The sequence below is a fragment of the Halobacteriovorax sp. RT-2-6 genome, assembly GCF_047085025.1.
Taxonomy (GTDB): Bacteria; Bdellovibrionota; Bacteriovoracia; order Bacteriovoracales; family Bacteriovoracaceae; genus Halobacteriovorax_A.
In genome coordinates this window covers 1-15,378 of the sequence record NZ_JBKIYH010000001.1, presented here as the reverse complement: position 1 = coordinate 15,378, position 15,378 = coordinate 1, and the positions used below count along the sequence as shown (strand labels likewise).

At 35.5% G+C, this 15,378-nt stretch carries 18 protein-coding genes; 4 read left to right on the top strand and 14 right to left on the bottom strand.

Annotation, left to right across the window (positions count from 1 at the left end):
- Window positions 1-14 precede the first annotated feature (14 nt).
- The gene (locus tag ACMAYS_RS00090) at window positions 15-608 is read left to right on the top strand and encodes an exonuclease domain-containing protein (protein WP_103216968.1); all 594 of its coding nucleotides are present in this window, start codon (window positions 15-17) and stop codon (window positions 606-608) included.
- On the opposite strand, the gene ACMAYS_RS00085 is transcribed toward ACMAYS_RS00090, so the two are convergent.
- The 8 genes from ACMAYS_RS00085 to rsmI form a co-directional block, all read right to left on the bottom strand.
- Entirely contained in the window at window positions 585-1,238 is a 654-nt protein-coding gene (locus ACMAYS_RS00085) for a M23 family metallopeptidase (protein ID WP_103216967.1), read from the bottom strand. The two genes, ACMAYS_RS00090 and ACMAYS_RS00085, sit on opposite strands and share 24 nt — an antisense overlap.
- A gap of 55 nt (window positions 1,239-1,293) precedes the next feature.
- A complete protein-coding gene (surE, locus tag ACMAYS_RS00080) occupies window positions 1,294-2,052 on the bottom strand; it encodes a 5'/3'-nucleotidase SurE (protein ID WP_412462499.1) in 759 nt (252 codons plus the stop codon).
- Window positions 2,053-2,076: 24 nt separating this feature from the next.
- Window positions 2,077-2,742 (bottom strand): hypothetical protein, encoded by a 666-nt coding sequence (locus tag ACMAYS_RS00075; RefSeq protein WP_103216965.1) that lies wholly within the window; start codon window positions 2,740-2,742, stop codon window positions 2,077-2,079.
- 10 nt (window positions 2,743-2,752) lie between these two features.
- Window positions 2,753-3,385 (bottom strand): aminodeoxychorismate/anthranilate synthase component II, encoded by a 633-nt coding sequence (locus ACMAYS_RS00070; protein ID WP_103216964.1) that lies wholly within the window; start codon window positions 3,383-3,385, stop codon window positions 2,753-2,755.
- A complete protein-coding gene (locus ACMAYS_RS00065) occupies window positions 3,382-5,793 on the bottom strand; it encodes an LPS-assembly protein LptD (protein ID WP_103216963.1) in 2,412 nt (803 codons plus the stop codon). The genes ACMAYS_RS00070 and ACMAYS_RS00065 overlap by 4 nt, the downstream gene beginning before the upstream one ends.
- Window positions 5,729-7,000, bottom strand: coding sequence for a hypothetical protein (locus tag ACMAYS_RS00060; protein WP_412462498.1), 1,272 nt, complete (start codon window positions 6,998-7,000; stop codon window positions 5,729-5,731). The genes ACMAYS_RS00065 and ACMAYS_RS00060 overlap by 65 nt, the downstream gene beginning before the upstream one ends.
- Window positions 7,001-7,046: 46 nt before the next feature.
- Window positions 7,047-7,814, bottom strand: a complete 768-nt coding sequence (locus tag ACMAYS_RS00055) for an MBL fold metallo-hydrolase (protein ID WP_412462497.1) — start codon at window positions 7,812-7,814, stop codon at window positions 7,047-7,049.
- Between the two features lie 73 nt (window positions 7,815-7,887).
- The gene (gene rsmI / locus ACMAYS_RS00050) at window positions 7,888-8,706 is read right to left on the bottom strand and encodes a 16S rRNA (cytidine(1402)-2'-O)-methyltransferase (RefSeq protein ID WP_412462496.1); all 819 of its coding nucleotides are present in this window, start codon (window positions 8,704-8,706) and stop codon (window positions 7,888-7,890) included.
- 131 nt (window positions 8,707-8,837) lie between these two features.
- Here rsmI and ACMAYS_RS00045 point away from each other — a divergent pair, with 131 nt between their 5' ends.
- On the top strand, window positions 8,838-9,221 hold the full coding sequence (locus ACMAYS_RS00045; protein WP_103216959.1) for an STAS domain-containing protein: 384 nt from the start codon (window positions 8,838-8,840) through the stop codon (window positions 9,219-9,221).
- Here ACMAYS_RS00045 and ACMAYS_RS00040 read toward each other — a convergent pair.
- From ACMAYS_RS00040 to rimM, 6 genes are all read right to left on the bottom strand, one after another.
- Entirely contained in the window at window positions 9,212-9,682 is a 471-nt protein-coding gene (locus ACMAYS_RS00040; RefSeq protein WP_103216958.1) for a hypothetical protein, read from the bottom strand. The genes ACMAYS_RS00045 and ACMAYS_RS00040 overlap by 10 nt on opposite strands.
- A gap of 312 nt (window positions 9,683-9,994) precedes the next feature.
- Window positions 9,995-10,657, bottom strand: coding sequence for a ribonuclease HII (locus tag ACMAYS_RS00035; RefSeq protein WP_392992259.1), 663 nt, complete (start codon window positions 10,655-10,657; stop codon window positions 9,995-9,997).
- Window positions 10,658-10,722: 65 nt separating this feature from the next.
- A complete protein-coding gene (rplS, locus tag ACMAYS_RS00030; protein WP_103216956.1) occupies window positions 10,723-11,085 on the bottom strand; it encodes a 50S ribosomal protein L19 in 363 nt (120 codons plus the stop codon).
- Window positions 11,086-11,152: 67 nt separating this feature from the next.
- On the bottom strand, window positions 11,153-11,734 hold the full coding sequence (locus ACMAYS_RS00025) for an RNA methyltransferase (protein WP_103216955.1): 582 nt from the start codon (window positions 11,732-11,734) through the stop codon (window positions 11,153-11,155).
- 13 nt (window positions 11,735-11,747) lie between these two features.
- Window positions 11,748-12,470 carry a tRNA (guanosine(37)-N1)-methyltransferase TrmD gene (trmD, locus tag ACMAYS_RS00020; RefSeq protein WP_103216954.1) on the bottom strand — a complete coding sequence of 241 codons (723 nt, stop codon included), beginning with the start codon at window positions 12,468-12,470 and terminating at the stop codon, window positions 11,748-11,750.
- Window positions 12,471-13,004, bottom strand: a complete 534-nt coding sequence (gene rimM, locus ACMAYS_RS00015; RefSeq protein WP_103216953.1) for a ribosome maturation factor RimM — start codon at window positions 13,002-13,004, stop codon at window positions 12,471-12,473.
- 121 nt (window positions 13,005-13,125) lie between these two features.
- On the opposite strand from rimM, the gene ACMAYS_RS00010 reads away from it, so the two are divergent.
- Both ACMAYS_RS00010 and ACMAYS_RS00005 read left to right on the top strand, forming a co-directional pair.
- A complete protein-coding gene (locus ACMAYS_RS00010) occupies window positions 13,126-14,163 on the top strand; it encodes a porin (RefSeq protein WP_158246790.1) in 1,038 nt (345 codons plus the stop codon).
- A 79-nt stretch (window positions 14,164-14,242) separates the two neighbouring features.
- Window positions 14,243-15,256 carry a glycosyltransferase family 9 protein gene (locus tag ACMAYS_RS00005; protein WP_412462495.1) on the top strand — a complete coding sequence of 338 codons (1,014 nt, stop codon included), beginning with the start codon at window positions 14,243-14,245 and terminating at the stop codon, window positions 15,254-15,256.
- The last annotated feature ends 122 nt before the right edge of the window (window positions 15,257-15,378 follow it).

The following is a 15,378-nucleotide window of genomic DNA, read 5'->3' as shown; positions in this document are numbered from 1 at the left end:
AAAAAGGAAAAACTATGCGTTACTTATCATTCGATATTGAAGCTACTGGACTTGAAGAAAAAGATTTAATCATCGAATTTGCAATGGTTCCCTTTTGTGCAAAAACAAAAACAATTAATAAAGAACTTCAAAAACATTTTTATATAAAATGCCCAAGCTTTGAAGAGTTAAAGCCAAATCTAAACCAATGGGTTATTGATCATAATAAAGAACTTATTGAAAAGGCCCACTCTGAAGGCGTTGCAATTGAAGACTTCAAACAAGAGCTTATTAAATATTTTGAATCACCAGAAGTTAAAGAATACTTTGGAAATAAAAAAATCACACTATTTGGAAAATCGATGAGTGCGATTGATCTTCCTTTTATGACAAGAGATCTTGGCTGGGATTTTATGAGAACTTACTTTGAGCACCGTCAACTTGATCTTTCATGTATTGCCTACGGACTCATTGATATGGACATCATACCAGCAGAATGTGAGTCAGGCTCAAAACTTATGAAGTTTTTAAATATGGGTGATGTTGCTCACACGGCACTTGAAGATGCTGTTAACACTGCTCTAATGTACTTTAAGTTATTAGACCTAGTGCTTGTGAAAAAACTCTAGAGGGTCAAAGGCCTTAGAGTCATGTCGAATTTCGAAGTGTAAGTGGTCACCAGTTGATTTACCAGTATTTCCTACTGAAGCAATAACTTGGCCACGAGCAACTTTTTGTCCCTTTCTCGTATAATTCTTATGTGCATGAGCATAGACAGTGAAGAATCCACCAATATGAGAAACGACTGTGATATTACCGTAACCTGACTTCCTACCACTATAAACAACGACACCAGAATCGGCCGAAACGATATATGTCCCTTTACGGGCAGCAATATCAATACCTTCATGAGGTCTGCCCCAGCGATGCCCATAACCTGAAGTTACACGATTAGATGATGGCACAGGCCAAAGGAAGCGAGAGCTTTGACGAAGCTTTTGATAGTTAATAGAAGAAATAGATCGTCCTTCAACACGATTATATAAAATACCATTCTTATAAGGTAGAAAGATCGTATCACCTTTTTTAAAGGCAGCACCTTTATTAAACTCTTCGATTTGCCACTCAGGGATACTAAAAATCTCTGCTAATTTCTTAGCATTATAATTATCCGTTAACTTAATATAGCGACCATTTTTAAGGGTCGTACAACTAAGTAGCGACATTAATGTTATAAGAAATAGCAATGACTTCTTCATTCGTCCTCATTCGTTTAATTTTCAAATGAGGACAAAAATGATCAATTATTTCAAATTATTTGGAAATTTTTGCCGCCCATTCATGGAATACATCGGACGAAAAATTCAAAAGGTTTAGGAAAGAAAACGAAATATTTCCGTTCATTATGGCATGGTGATCAGATGTCGTGTCTGGATCGATTTCTAAAGGAGATCCACCAATCCAAAAATACTGACGGCCCATTTGATCTACCCTTTCATAGACTTCTTCACTGTATCTTCTCATCTGAGGAGTTGTCCAAACGATCTCTCCAACTTCATTGGCCGACACATTTGGTACATTAACATTCAACAGTGAGCACTCAGGCATTGCAAGTAATGCTTCAGACTTCTTTTCAACGAGCTCTCTAACGACTCCAGCGGCCGTCTGAAAGTGCCTAACATCATCAGATGATCTCATAACAGTAGAAACAGCAATGGCCCTTATTCCTTGAAATACGGCCTGTCTTGCAGCACCAACTGTCCCAGAATAATAGATATCTTGTCCAAGGTTGGCCCCGTGATTGATTCCAGAAATAACCAAATCTGGCCTAAAGTCTAAAACAGAGTTTATTCCAATTAATACACTATCGGCCGGATAGCCATTACAACTAAAAGTGTAATCATTAATTTTTTCTACGCGAATTGGGTCATGAAGAGTTAAGGCCTGAGATGTAGCAGAGCGCTCTTTATCAGGAGCGACAATTGCAACATTGGCGATATCTTTTAGACTTTCATAAAGACACTGAATTCCTTCAGCAGAGTATCCATCATCATTTGAGAGTAAAATATTCATAGATTACTTATTAATCAAAAGCTATTAAATAGCAAGGGCCTTTATCGTAGCACCAAAGTATTCTGATAACTTAGGAACATCAATATTTCGATAACAGCGTTCAACTTGAGATGAGATTTCAAACTTAATATAGTCAGGATCTAGTTGCTCAATAATTCCAATTGAAAGATTTGAATCCCAGTTTAGTTTCATACCTAATTCAAACTTCTCATTCTTAGAAGACATAACCTTTGTATAAAAATTAACAATGAAGCTATTTAATTGTCCCTGCTGCGCCATCTGATGAATATCATCATATAGGAAAACGACACTTTGACATAAGTGAGACTGAATTTTTTCGTAAACTTGTGAGTCAGAGATATCAAAAATAATAGAAAAAGGTTTACCAGATCTTTCCAACTCTTCTTTAGTGTGAAGTCCACTAGTACCATAGTTAATTCTGATATTTGGATGAATTTTTGCAACTTGTTCGATAATTGAATCCACTACAAATGGAGCATCATTTTCAAAATGTAGTTCAATAATATCTTCAAGCTTTAGAAGTGATTCTTTTAAAAGTTCTTCAATGACATAACCTTGGATAAAATTAAAACTCCTAGGTCTAAAATCAAAACCATAGGCCCCTTTTGCCATTTCATTGGCAAATTTAAATCCTCTTTTGTCGTATATACCTTCTAGTACAAATCTCATCCTAATAATTCTACATTAAAAACTTATTCATTGCTTCAAAGAGGATATTATTGCATGAGGTACCAACTGATTCAGGATGAAACTGCATCGTAAAAAAGAAGTTCGGGCGGTATGCCATTAATAATTCATCGTTATTGTCGAAAATGAATTGAGTCAGACACTCCTTATTACCAGACTTATACTCTCCACTATCAATTTCTACTTTTAAAGAATTATAGCGCTGAAGCTTGGCATGAATTAGCTCAGTCCTATCTTCTCGATTAAAACAATCAAATAGATCCTCATCTTCTTCAAGTTTCATCGTAATGGCCTGACCATGCATTGGCCTAGAGCTTCTCACAACTCGAAGTTCATCAAAAATATTAAGAACTAATTGATGACCAAGACATATCCCTATGATCCGCTTGGCCTTTGAAAGTTCATCCTTAAAGTTGACACCAACACTTACAAAGGATTTTAAATATTCCTCTGGGTGGCCAGGGCCTGGCCCTAAAACGACTAGTTGATTTTCTAGGAGGTCTGAAATATTGCTTTTAGAAAGATTTCGAAAGTTTACGATATCAATATGAAAATCAAACTGATCAAAATAAGAGAGAATATTATTTGTAAAACTATCTTCAAAGTCGATAAAGACTAGTCTCACAAAGTTACCCCAAAGACTGAATCAAAATTCTTAGCATTGTAGTTAATTAAAATCTTTAATGAGATTGATTGATCAAGATTTAATTTATTATTAACAAACTCATCCTTTTGACGATATTCAATATCAAATACCCAACAATTATTAAGTGGATTGTAACGAGTTCCAAGATAAGATTCATATACCCTTTCTAATTCGAAGTCATAGTAATAACCAGTTCTAAATGAAAAGATATCATTTAATTCAAAATCAACATCAATAGTAAAATAACGTCGATCTTCAGAGAAAGAGTCGTAGTTGAAGCCTAGTTCATATTGAAATCTTTTCAAATCATGCTTCATTGTCAATGAAGTAATATGCTTACTTTCTGTATGGAAATAATACTCTGATAAATTAAGCGAAAAGTTATTAAAGTTAAGACCACTTAAAATTGCAAGCCTTGTCAGCCTATCATCAGTATCAATCGTTGACTCTTCATTATCTTCTAGGATTAAACCTTGAGAGATATTGAAATAAGCAATTTTGGAATATTCATAATTATCAAGTTGATAATTAAAATTCTTAAACATCTGATAATTAGGCTTAGGAGTTTTCTTTAAAATATTATTGTTAAACACTAATTCAATCGTATTTGATTCAGGTAAATCAGTACGAGTCGATACATCTTGAAGTGTATTATTTCGACCTCTAATAATATCTCTTTCATCAAAACGCCCATTGTCTTCAAGAAGAGCGAATTGATCCCCTAGTCTCTTATTTCCACGATATTTTTGAGCATTGTAATAAAAATGGTTCACACCGAATTTTAAACTATGTTTATACGAAGAACGATAAAGCTTTCTTACGTCTAATTCTTCTTTTTCTGTACGTGGAATTTTAGCAATTAAGTTTCTTTCCTCATCTTCGATTAAAACAGGCTTGATAATCTCTTCTTGAATATAAGCACGTCCATAAATTTTTTCGATATCGACCCACATTGAAGTATTAACATAGTTCCCATACTTATAACCGTTTTGCTTCTCAAGTTTCTCTGTAGGAAGTACATAGTATTGAGCATCGAGACCCGATTCCATTTTTATATTAATATGAGAGATCGGCCTTAAAACAAACTCTAAGGAAGGGTTATAGTCAAAACGCTGAATATTTCTATAATAGAGATTTTCGTTAACAACATCTTGTTTAAAGTAATCAAACTTTAGATTTTGATAAAAGTTTATTTTTGATAGAACACCTTTCGAATTAAAAATATTAAAAGGTCTATGTCCTAATCCTAGTCTCACAGTATTTTGTACATAATCAGTATCGAAACCTTCGGGATCACTGAAGATACTATTGCTCATAAAACTAGAGTATAAGTTTGCGATAACTGAATCACCCATATAATCAGTAGAAATACGAGAGCCTTTCTCACTACCCATATAGATATTTTTTTCGAAGTACTCCTCATAATCACTTTGAATATCAAGATCTGTTAAATAAGTAGAGTTTGCCCAAAATGATAATTTATTATTTGGATGATAAAAATAGTTAAACTTGTACGCCCCCCTAATCTCATCTTTGCCACTTGGTTCAAGATCGAGCTTACCTGGCTGCCAAATTTTATCGTTTACAGTTTTCCCATCAAATTCGATATTAGAATATTTACCAAGAGAGTTACGATACTCAAGAGCTAGACCATTTCCACGCTTACCAAAAACAGTCGGTGAAAAAGTAGCATCACTATTATCATTAATTGCCCAATAAATTGGTTGCTTAAAGTAGAAGCCCTCATCAAAATCAAGACCGATCGTTGGAAAAAGGAGCCCTGACTCTCTAACCTTTCTAATAGGTAGTGAAACATATGGGATATAAACAATGATCACACCATTAATCTTAACAAATGCATGCTTTAGACTAATATAATCATCAGGCACAACTGTGACTTCTTGCCCTTGAATACTCCAAGACTCAGGACAATCTTTACATGTTGTAAACTCCGCCTCAATCGCTTTAAAAACTCCACTATCATGACGAACAATTTCCTTACCTCTTAGGACAAAGTTTTCATCAACTAGTTTTGCATTTTGTACCGAAAACTCGGCCTTTTGAAGAGAGTATGAAATCTGTGTTCCATAAAGATTAAATTTGGCACCGGCGTAGCGAACATTTCCCCAAATCTTACCAATTTTCGTCGCAAGAGAGATGCTGGCCTTTTCACCATAGATTGTATCTGTACCAAGCTTGATAATAACATTGCCGTGAGCTTCATAAGAGTTATCACTACTTTTACGATAGGCTTTATCAGAAAGAATTTGGACTTCATCATTTTCACCAAAAGCTAAAACTTTTGGAGTATCTGCGTAGATATTATTTTGAATACTTAGTACGAAGATACTTTTGCATACAAGCGATAAAGTAATAAGAGCCCACAACAAGAAGTTTGTTGGAACCAGATCTAAGTGATTCGATATTTGATTGTTTTTCTGTGTCAATTTCCTCATTAGTACTTAATATTGTATCGAGAAAATCGTGTATTTCATACACTTTTGTGCCAGTCTTTAAGTTTTGTTGAAGTGTTTCCTTACTTAATGCTCTCTCGTGCTGAAAGCTTAAAATATTCACTGATTTAATAATACAAGGATAAGTATTATAGAGCTTAATCGTACTACTAATTTGATCTTCACGACCTGTGGAGAAACTCATCAGTACATCAAATGACTCTTTGCCCTGACAATCTGAAATACTTTTTAAAAGTACTTTATGGCCTAATTGGTTATGAGCTCCAACAAAAACAAACTCCCTATCTCCAACCAGCATACTATCCCAACGTCCAGGTGTAAGAGGCCACTCAATTTTCTTCAACGAATCCTTATCAAGACTCTGCTGAGTTGATTCTTCAAATAGCGCAACGGCCATCTGCCTATTTCTTTCAAAATATGGTAAATCACTTTGTTTAGATACAGAAGTTAAAGTGATATCATCGCGCTCACACCACTGAGAAAGAATATCTTTTAGAAATGTCTGCTCAATATTTTCAAAAAGTTTTCCACCAAAACGAGTGATTCCATATTTTTCAAATAAAATCTCTTTTAATGTGTTGCCTAAAATTTCTGTATGATCTAATCCAATTGATGTAATAGCAGCAATTGGCCTTGTGAAGATATTTGTTGCATCAAAGCGCCCGCCTAAGCCTACCTCAAGAATGACAAAGTCAGTTTCATGCTTAAGTGCAAATTTAATGAAAAGAACAAATAGTGCTTCATAAAAAGAGAGCTTTAAACTTTTGATGACTTCTTCATTCTCATCTAATAATTCTGTTAGCACTTCAATCGAAATATTCTTTTCATTCAATTTAAAGCGCTCAGTGATTGATAAAACATGCGGAGAAGTCCATAGACAACTTGTAAATCCTGCACGTTCATATAAGTAACTTAAGCTATGGGAAGTTTCACCTTTCCCATTAGTACCACCTACGATAATAACCTTAGACCTTGCTTCAATAACGCGTCTGTCTTGAGAAAGAAAATCTCTGATATGATCTAACTTAGGTCTAAAACTCTCCTTTCCACATAAAAGTGTAAGACGTTTTAGAAATGACTCTTCAAGTTTTTGACTTTGGAAATTATCTGTATTTTTCACGGCAAGAGATATCTCACGAAAAGAAATTTTTGACTATAAAAATCTATTAAAATTGATAGCTCTTATTCTCAGAACCAATAATATTAATTCGTCCATGAGTATTAATTTTTTCAATTTCTTTCGTTAACTGGTCTAAGTAATTTGGCTTTAGATGCCCTAAGTAAATTGGAATATCTTTAGGCATCTTTGCGATCTCAAGCCCCATCGTCTGCGCAGTATGGTGACGACTATCCTTGGCCAACTGATCATAAGAATTAGGGAAACTAACCTCAGAAAAGATTGCTTTAATATTCTTGATTGTTTTGGCCTTTTGCCAGATTGCATCTGTAGGCCCGGTGTCTTGTGTAAAGATGATTGCACAATCACCTTTTTCGATAATAAAGCCAAGAGAGCCTGCAAAGTGATTCACTTTAATTGCGTGAACTGTATACTCTCCAATTTTCTTTGTTTCACCATTTTCAATATTTGAAAACTTAAGAGTTGGATCATCTTTAGTTGGAAGCTTAGTAAAATCCGGCCAAATTTCATCATTTAAAAGATGCTTTTGAATACTTGTTTGAACTTCGTTAGATGTCCAAATATAAAATGGGTCACCTTTTAAACCAAAACAATTATCGGCCAAAAATGCTAAGTCAGAAATATGATCAAGATGAGAGTGTGAGATAAGAATATTATCTATATTTATCTGTTCTTTTACACTGATACCTGTTGCAACAGATCCTGCATCAATTAATAATTTATCATCCACCAAGTACGATGTGGCCCGACACTGTGGTGAGACCCCACCGTGGCCTCCAATGACTTTAACGATCATTCTAACTCCAATTTATTTAATTTTAACTTGGATTAGAAATTTTTACTAGTAATAAGATACTGAAAAAATAGGTTTATTTAGAAGTAAGCTCTTGATAAATCTCTTGTGTTTTTCGATTTGTAATCTTTGAAAGAAGTTTTGCAAGGTTTTTCGGCGTTTGCTTACCGAGATAATTTTGGGCCAACTTTTCAAATTCTTCATTAGATGCTGTTGCTCCAGATTCTAGCTTAGGCCATGATACAACCAAAACAAACTCACCTTTTGCATTAATCAAATCAGTTTTAAATTCTTGTGCTTTAAAGCGTACACACTCTTCAAACTTCTTTGTTAATTCGCGACAAACGCTTACCTGCGCTTCTGGAAATTCTTGTGACAATTGCTCTAGTGTCCCATGAATACGATGTGGTGATTCGAAGAATAAAGATGTTACATTTGTCTGATATGCTTGTTGGAATTTTGCCGAAATCTCACCTTTTTTACGTGGAAGAAATCCATAAAAACAGAATGGATTTGGTGCCATTCCACTTAACTCAAGTGCAACAGTAACTGCACTAGGCCCTGCTACTGATGTAACCTCACCGCCTTCATTAATGAGCTCTTTCACTAGAATATGCCCTGGATCAGAAATGATAGGACTTCCAGCATCAGAGACAAGAATTGGGTGTTGTGCCGATCTGATTAAATCAAGAAAATACTTAAGACGATCCTGTGAATGATCATTAAATGAGACAACTTTTAAATCTGAACGCTCTATTTCTAATTTTGATAAGAGTGAGCGAAAAACACGAGTATCCTCGGCCAAAACGAGATCACAACTCACAAATGCCTGACGCATATTCTCAGTTATATCTCCAAGGTTTCCTATTGGTGTTGTTACTAGAGTCAGTTTCAAAGTTAGTCCTAATATTTAATGATTCCCCTTATTTATAACTTACATAAGAAATAACTTCCATCTAAAATCTTAATACGCAATGCGTTACAATAATTATTAGATGCTGTTATTTTGTAGAAGAAGGAGTTTAAATGACAATGCAAGCAAGAGTACGTACAGATTCAACAGGAAATATCACTGTCCATATCGAAGGTGGAATGGATTATGAAAATATCATTCCTCTTAAGCAAGAGTTAGCTACAATCACTAACACTCACCCTACTTCATTAATCACTCTTGACCTGACGGCCCTAAACTTTGTTGGCTCTTCAGGAATTGGTGTATTCGTTGATACAATCAAAGCATTAAATAAAAGACGTGATCAAGTTAGACTTTCAAATGTTGCGCCAGAGTTTTTAAAAGTTTTCAAAATCTATAACTTTGATGCAATGGATATTCTAATTAACGAATTCGAAACTGACGATACAGAGCTTTCACAATTCTACGGTCAGAGAAAACGTACTTTTCAGAACTGATAATTTAAAAGATTCACATAAAAATCTTGGCCTGGGCGCTCTTGTTTAAAACCAATTTCGGCCGGGCCTTCTAAAGAGAAGCCATCCTGATTAATTGATCCCTGGTAATTATAACCACCACCCTGGTAGCGAGAATCTTGATAAGGACTATCATTAGTATCTGGATAATAATAATTTTCTTGGCTAGGCTGCATACGATCATTCTTTCTGTACTCATGGCTTCCTACAATATACCCACCAAAAATTAATCCAGCATAAAGACCAAGAGATGCACCAATTGCAACTGAGCGTCCCGAAGAACCAAATGCCATGGCAGCAGTACCGAGCAGAGCTCCTCCAACGGTTCCATATCCTGCATTTAAAGCGACGATTTTCACACGAGGATCCATATCTGCTTTTGCTTGGAAGCTAGTAAAAGTTGTTGAAATAAAAAGAGTAATTAAGAATAATTTTTTAACCATATGAAAATTGTAAAAGAAGGCCTCGTTCGATGCAAGGTAAATGTTGTTCAAACTAGCGACACTATGCACGATATTTCAAAATAAGAAGAGATAAAATGAGCACTATTTAATAACCTCAACCTTTGAGACTCTGACATAAAACCGCTCGATTTAACTTCAAACAGCTTAATGAGAAACTCTCCATTTAGCTTATAAATACCTGCTATATCGACTTGCCCACAACCATGCCTACGAAGCATTGTCGAACAAACCAAAAGAGGAACAGATTCAGAGTGAACAAGTCGAGACTTTCTAAGTTCTAATGAACTTCCTTTAGCTATTTTCCTGAGTGACAAATTCTTTTACCCCTTTGAATGATTTTCGATGAATCGGGGTGATACCATAATCTTCTATGGCCTTGCGATGGACGGCCGTTGGATAACCAGCATTTTTTTCAAATCCGTAATGAGGATATTTTTTCGCCTCTCTTATCATAAGGTGATCACGACACACTTTTGCAATGATTGAAGCAAGTCCAATGAGTGATGATTTTGAGTCACCTTTAATAATCGGATGAATATCGTTAATTTTTTTTGAAGAGAATGGAAACTTTCCATCAACAAGAACGACTGAACTTGAATCGCAAAGAAGATTATGACAGCTTTTTTTCATTCCAAATAAACTCGCCTGAAATATATTGAGTTCATCAATTTTTTTTGGCGCAACTTTCTCAACACTGTATTGAAATAGTTCATGTTCGTTGAATTTTGAAAACTTCTCGACTCCCAATTCTTTGAGAATACTCTCCATTTTTTTAAGTGTTAATTTTTTAGAATCTGTCACACCAACTGAATCTAGCCTTTCGACGAGAGACTTCAAGTTATCAATTGATACCTTTACAGCACAGGTTACAACAGGGCCAGCAAGAGGTCCTCTACCTACTTCATCTGTTGCTAAGATAAATTTATGGTTATCGACAAACTGTGATTCGAACATTTTTGACCTTAAAATAAAAAAAGCCCCTATTTCTAGGGGCCCTTCTATGACTTAAATAGTTTTGATTATTTTCTATCGTAGTCAATTGCGATACGAGCAGATTTACCTGAACGATCTCTTAGGTAGTAAAGTTTCGATCTTCTAGATTTACCTCTTTGAACGATCTCAATCTTTTCTACGTTTGGTGAATGGAATGGGAATACCCTTTCAACACCAATTCCAGAAGAAACTTTTCTAACTCTGAAGTGACCAGTAAGTTTTCCAGCTTCTTTCATTGCAATAACTACACCTTGGAAAATCTGAATACGAGATTTTTGACCTTCAGTGATTCTTGCGTGAACAGCAACTGTATCCCCAGTTTTAAATGTTGGGAATGATTCTACGTTTGTGTTCTTGTAATTTTCATTTACAACGTCTACTAAATTCATTACGAACTCCTACTTTAACGTCTTGAACTTCTCAGAGGACCAACACCGTGTTGTTCTTAAGTAAGTTCTATTTCATGGTCTCAGAGGCACTATTCAGTCGATCTAAATAGATGGCAACTGCCGAGCGAACAGACAAGTGATTATACCCATCAGCACTTCCACCAAAAATTGGCTCAAGCGCAAAATGTGCCCGTTCGAGTACTTGTGCATGAAGACCCCATCCTGTACCAAATAACAGGAAGATAGGCTTTTTGTCAAGGCGCGCATTATTGATCAGGTCAGTTTCTACACCGTTATTTGATTCAAAATTTGCTCCAGTAACACAGACCAAAGGATCAACACCTTCTATCTCTTTGATTTTATTGATTCCCTCTTCAACAGAGTTTACTAGGCGTGCAATAGCAAGTGCATCTTGGCGATCAGGATTATAAGCTCCTGCATCATCTTCTTCCCAGTGTCCTAGGATTCTATTAACTAACTTATGTTGGGCCTCTAGTGGCGTTACAATAAAGTAGTTCTTAATCCCAAAAGTACGACAACTTCTTGCGATGTCGTGTATATCAAGATTCGTTACTGAAGTCGTAACAATATCATCTCTTTTATTTTTAATTGGGTGGTGTACTAAGCCTAGATAAATATTATCTTTCATCTTTGGTATATCCTTAATCTTTATTTCTCATATAGGCTTTATACAAATCTGGCCTATACTTCTTTGTATATTCTAGTTTTTTACTGTGATTGAACTCATCAATCAACTTATGATTTCCCTCGAGTAAAACGTCGGGAACTTTTATGCCATTAAACTCAGAAGGCCTTGTATAAACAGGACCTTCAATAAGTCCATCTTCAAAAGAATCAAGAATTGCGCTATCTTCATTTCCAAGAGCTTTAGGCAAAAACCTCATCATAGCATCAACAATAGTCATGACGGCCAACTCTCCACCAGATAACACATAATCTCCAAGAGAAATTATTTTAGTTACATACTGAGAAATGAAGCGCTCATCAATCCCTTCATATCGCCCACAAATAAAAACATACTGCTTATTATTTTGTTGAAAGTCTTTGGCTAACAACTTGGCTTCCTCGTTATTAAAAACATCACCACGAGGAGAAGTATAAATAATCTCTAACTGAGACTTATCAAGAGATTCTGTCTCTAGGATATGATTAATTCCACGCTCTAAAACATCTGCGCGAATAACCATTCCAGGCCCTCCGCCATACGGAGCTCCATCAACACCTTTAAAACTCTTTGGTGAAAAGTCTCCAAGGTAGAGAGGGTTAAACTCAACTTCACTACCTAAGAACTTACCAATGACTCCACTATCTTTAAAGGCAGTGAAAAATTGTGGAAATAATGTAAGGACCCAAACTTTCTTCATTTACATTAGATGTGGAATATAACATTCCACACGATTCTCTTCTAAATTAACTAATTTAACAAAATGATCAACAAATGGGATATCCACAAATTTGCCACCTACTTTTGTCACTAGAACAATGTGAGCTCCATTATCAAAGTACTTATCAACTTTACCCACTACCGCTTCTTTTTCTAAGTCATAAACATCAAGACCGACAATATCAGACATGTAAAACTCGTCCTCATCTTCAATATCAGGAAAAATATCTCGACTTACGTAGATTTCAAAAGGAAGCATATCTTCTGTAATATTACGATTATCAACACCACTTAAATATGCGATGACTTTATTACCAAAAGAAATTGTTTTAATCTCCTTCTCTTCGCCATCTTTACTTATTTTACTTCCGCTTAAAGGCATAGCTATAAAAGTTGAGCCATTTTCAAGGACACTATTCACTTTATTTTCAAGATTAAAAACAAAAGCACCTTTAATTCCATGAGGCCTAGTTGCCGTACCAAGTAAAACCATATTTTCTAAATTTTTCTTCATGCTGCCTTATACCATGCTCTCTTCATTAAATCATCATTATATTTTTCAGGTATTTAACTTGCCAATGTTGTAACCTCTCGTTTTAATATTTATATTAGATTATTTATTCATGGAGAGAATTATGAAAAAACTAATGACAGTTGCAGCTACGCTAGTTGCAATTCCAGCAATCGCGGCGACAGCAACAATTGATGCGCCAACAATTTACGGAAAATTAAACAGAGTTGCACTTTACACTGACAACGAAAACTCAAACAGAACTTCTTTTTCTGGCTTTGTAGACGTTGATTCTTCTGAGTCTAGACTAGGAGCTACAGGAAAATGGGGAACAGAAGGAATTGAAGGTACTTACGTACTTGAAATGGGCCTTAACTCAAGTAAATCAAACTCTGGTAATGATTACAGAATCAGAATGCGTCAAGCTGCAGTTGGAGCAAAGACTTCTTTTGGTACATTCAAGATGGGTCAAACATATACTCCACTTGATTATGTAATGCTAAAATCAGATCCACTAAGCTCAACAGTAGCTTCAATGGCCGGTTCTGATACTAGTGCTAGAATTGATGGAGCAGCATCAGGTGGTCTTGGTTTTAGATACCGTGCAAGAACAGACATGTTCTCTTACGAAACACCAAGTATGGGTGGTCTTACAATCGCTCTTTCAACAGATCGTGGAAATGGAAATGATAACGACCCAACAGCTAACTACGGCGATACACACTACTCAGGTCTAGTAAGATACCAAAGAAAAATGGATAAGGTAGATCTAGACGTTTACGCTGGTTATGACCAATGGGCAAGTGCTTCAACTGAAGATAGCAACTACACTCTAGCAGGTGTAAATCTTGGACTAGGAAGCTTCAAGATCAATCTAGGTTACAGTATTGAAAATAACGACACGACAGTAGCTGATAGCGAAATTAATCGTATTCTTGCTGGTATCACTTATATGCTAAATAAGAATGTTTTCTCTGTTACTTACCAAAATCGTGATGAGAAAGATCTTAATAATGACTACACTCAAATTGCAGCTCACTACAGATATATGCTTAATAAGAATATTGACTTCAATATCACTTACCTAACATATGAAGTTGATACTGGTGCAACACAAAATGATGCATCAATGGCAGCAGCTGGTGTTCAATTAAAATTCTAATTTTAATTATTAGCTAAATACTTTAAGGCCCACGCAAAGTGGGCCTTTCTTTTTCACAAAAAATCACTATAATAACCACATGAAATTAGATCAAATTAAATCAATCGCTATTATGCGAACATCTGCCCTTGGGGACATTATTTGGACACTTCCAATGCTTAATCGCATTCGCAAGGCCCTTCCAAAAGCTAAGATATATTTTATAACGAGCAATACCTTTGCCCCTTTAATCGAAGGAATTGAGGATATTGAACTTATAAGAATTGATAAGCCAAAGAAGTTAAAAGACTACTTTAAATTAAAAAGTGTATTTGCCCCTTACAACTTTGATGTACTTCTATGTACACAGGCAAACCTTAGAATTAATTTTATCTACCCATTTATAAAAGCTAAGAGAAAAATTGGCTTTGACTCAAAAAGAGGACGTGATCTACAAAAAATATTCATCAATGAATCAATCCCTTTCAAGAAGGAGCATTCTGTAGACGCTTTTTTAGGCTTCGCTGATTACTTAGGAATCAATTCAAACGAAATCGAATTCAACTTACCTTTTACGACTGAAGAAGTTTCACAACTTCCTCCAAAAGACTTTATCGTTATACATCCAAAAGCTTCTTCACTTCAAAGAACTTGGTCTACAAAGCGCTACATCGAGCTTTCAAACAAAATAAAAGAGCTACACAATATACCAATTGTACTAACTGGAATTCCAAGCGATAAAGATATATGTGATTCTATTGAACAAGAATCACAGGCCGATATCATAAATCTATGTGGGAAAACATCTCTTAATGGACTTAAGAATGTCTTTTTAAAAGCTAGAATGGTGATTGCTCCAGACTCTGGACCTGCCCATATGGCAGCAGCGCTAAATACACCGGTAATAGGTCTATATACGGCCGTACCTCCAGAATACACTGGACCATTCGGTCAAATAGAAAACTGTATTAATGCCTATCCTAGGGCCTTAGAACACTACTTTCATAAAACAGAGAACGATGTCCCTTGGCGCTTTCGTATAAAAGAAGATGATATGATGAATCTTATTACTGTTGAGGAAGTACTTGAAAAGGTAAATTCAATCTTGAAGTAGTGTGACTTATTTTTTTTACCCACAAACAAAAAAAGCCAGATCATTGATCTGGCTTTTTATATAGAAGGTGCATCTTCCTAGTCTCACACCAAGTGACCCTGGCACTACCTTCGGCGCAAGCG

Bases quoted from the DNA above. Each gene is read 5' to 3' on its own strand.
- ACMAYS_RS00090 (WP_103216968.1), top strand. From the start codon at position 15: ATGCGTTACTTATCATTCGATATTGAAGCTACTGGACTTGAAGAAAAA.
- ACMAYS_RS00085 (WP_103216967.1), bottom strand. From the start codon at position 1,238: ATGAAGAAGTCATTGCTATTTCTTATAACATTAATGTCGCTACTTAGT.
- surE (WP_412462499.1), bottom strand. From the start codon at position 2,052: ATGAATATTTTACTCTCAAATGATGATGGATACTCTGCTGAAGGAATT.
- ACMAYS_RS00075 (WP_103216965.1), bottom strand. From the start codon at position 2,742: ATGAGATTTGTACTAGAAGGTATATACGACAAAAGAGGATTTAAATTT.
- ACMAYS_RS00055 (WP_412462497.1), bottom strand. From the start codon at position 7,814: ATGATCGTTAAAGTCATTGGAGGCCACGGTGGGGTCTCACCACAGTGT.
- ACMAYS_RS00045 (WP_103216959.1), top strand. From the start codon at position 8,838: ATGACAATGCAAGCAAGAGTACGTACAGATTCAACAGGAAATATCACT.
- ACMAYS_RS00040 (WP_103216958.1), bottom strand. From the start codon at position 9,682: ATGGTTAAAAAATTATTCTTAATTACTCTTTTTATTTCAACAACTTTT.
- ACMAYS_RS00035 (WP_392992259.1), bottom strand. From the start codon at position 10,657: ATGTTCGAATCACAGTTTGTCGATAACCATAAATTTATCTTAGCAACA.
- rplS (WP_103216956.1), bottom strand. From the start codon at position 11,085: ATGAATTTAGTAGACGTTGTAAATGAAAATTACAAGAACACAAACGTA.
- ACMAYS_RS00025 (WP_103216955.1), bottom strand. From the start codon at position 11,734: ATGAAAGATAATATTTATCTAGGCTTAGTACACCACCCAATTAAAAAT.
- trmD (WP_103216954.1), bottom strand. From the start codon at position 12,470: ATGAAGAAAGTTTGGGTCCTTACATTATTTCCACAATTTTTCACTGCC.
- rimM (WP_103216953.1), bottom strand. From the start codon at position 13,004: ATGAAGAAAAATTTAGAAAATATGGTTTTACTTGGTACGGCAACTAGG.
- ACMAYS_RS00010 (WP_158246790.1), top strand. From the start codon at position 13,126: ATGAAAAAACTAATGACAGTTGCAGCTACGCTAGTTGCAATTCCAGCA.
- ACMAYS_RS00005 (WP_412462495.1), top strand. From the start codon at position 14,243: ATGAAATTAGATCAAATTAAATCAATCGCTATTATGCGAACATCTGCC.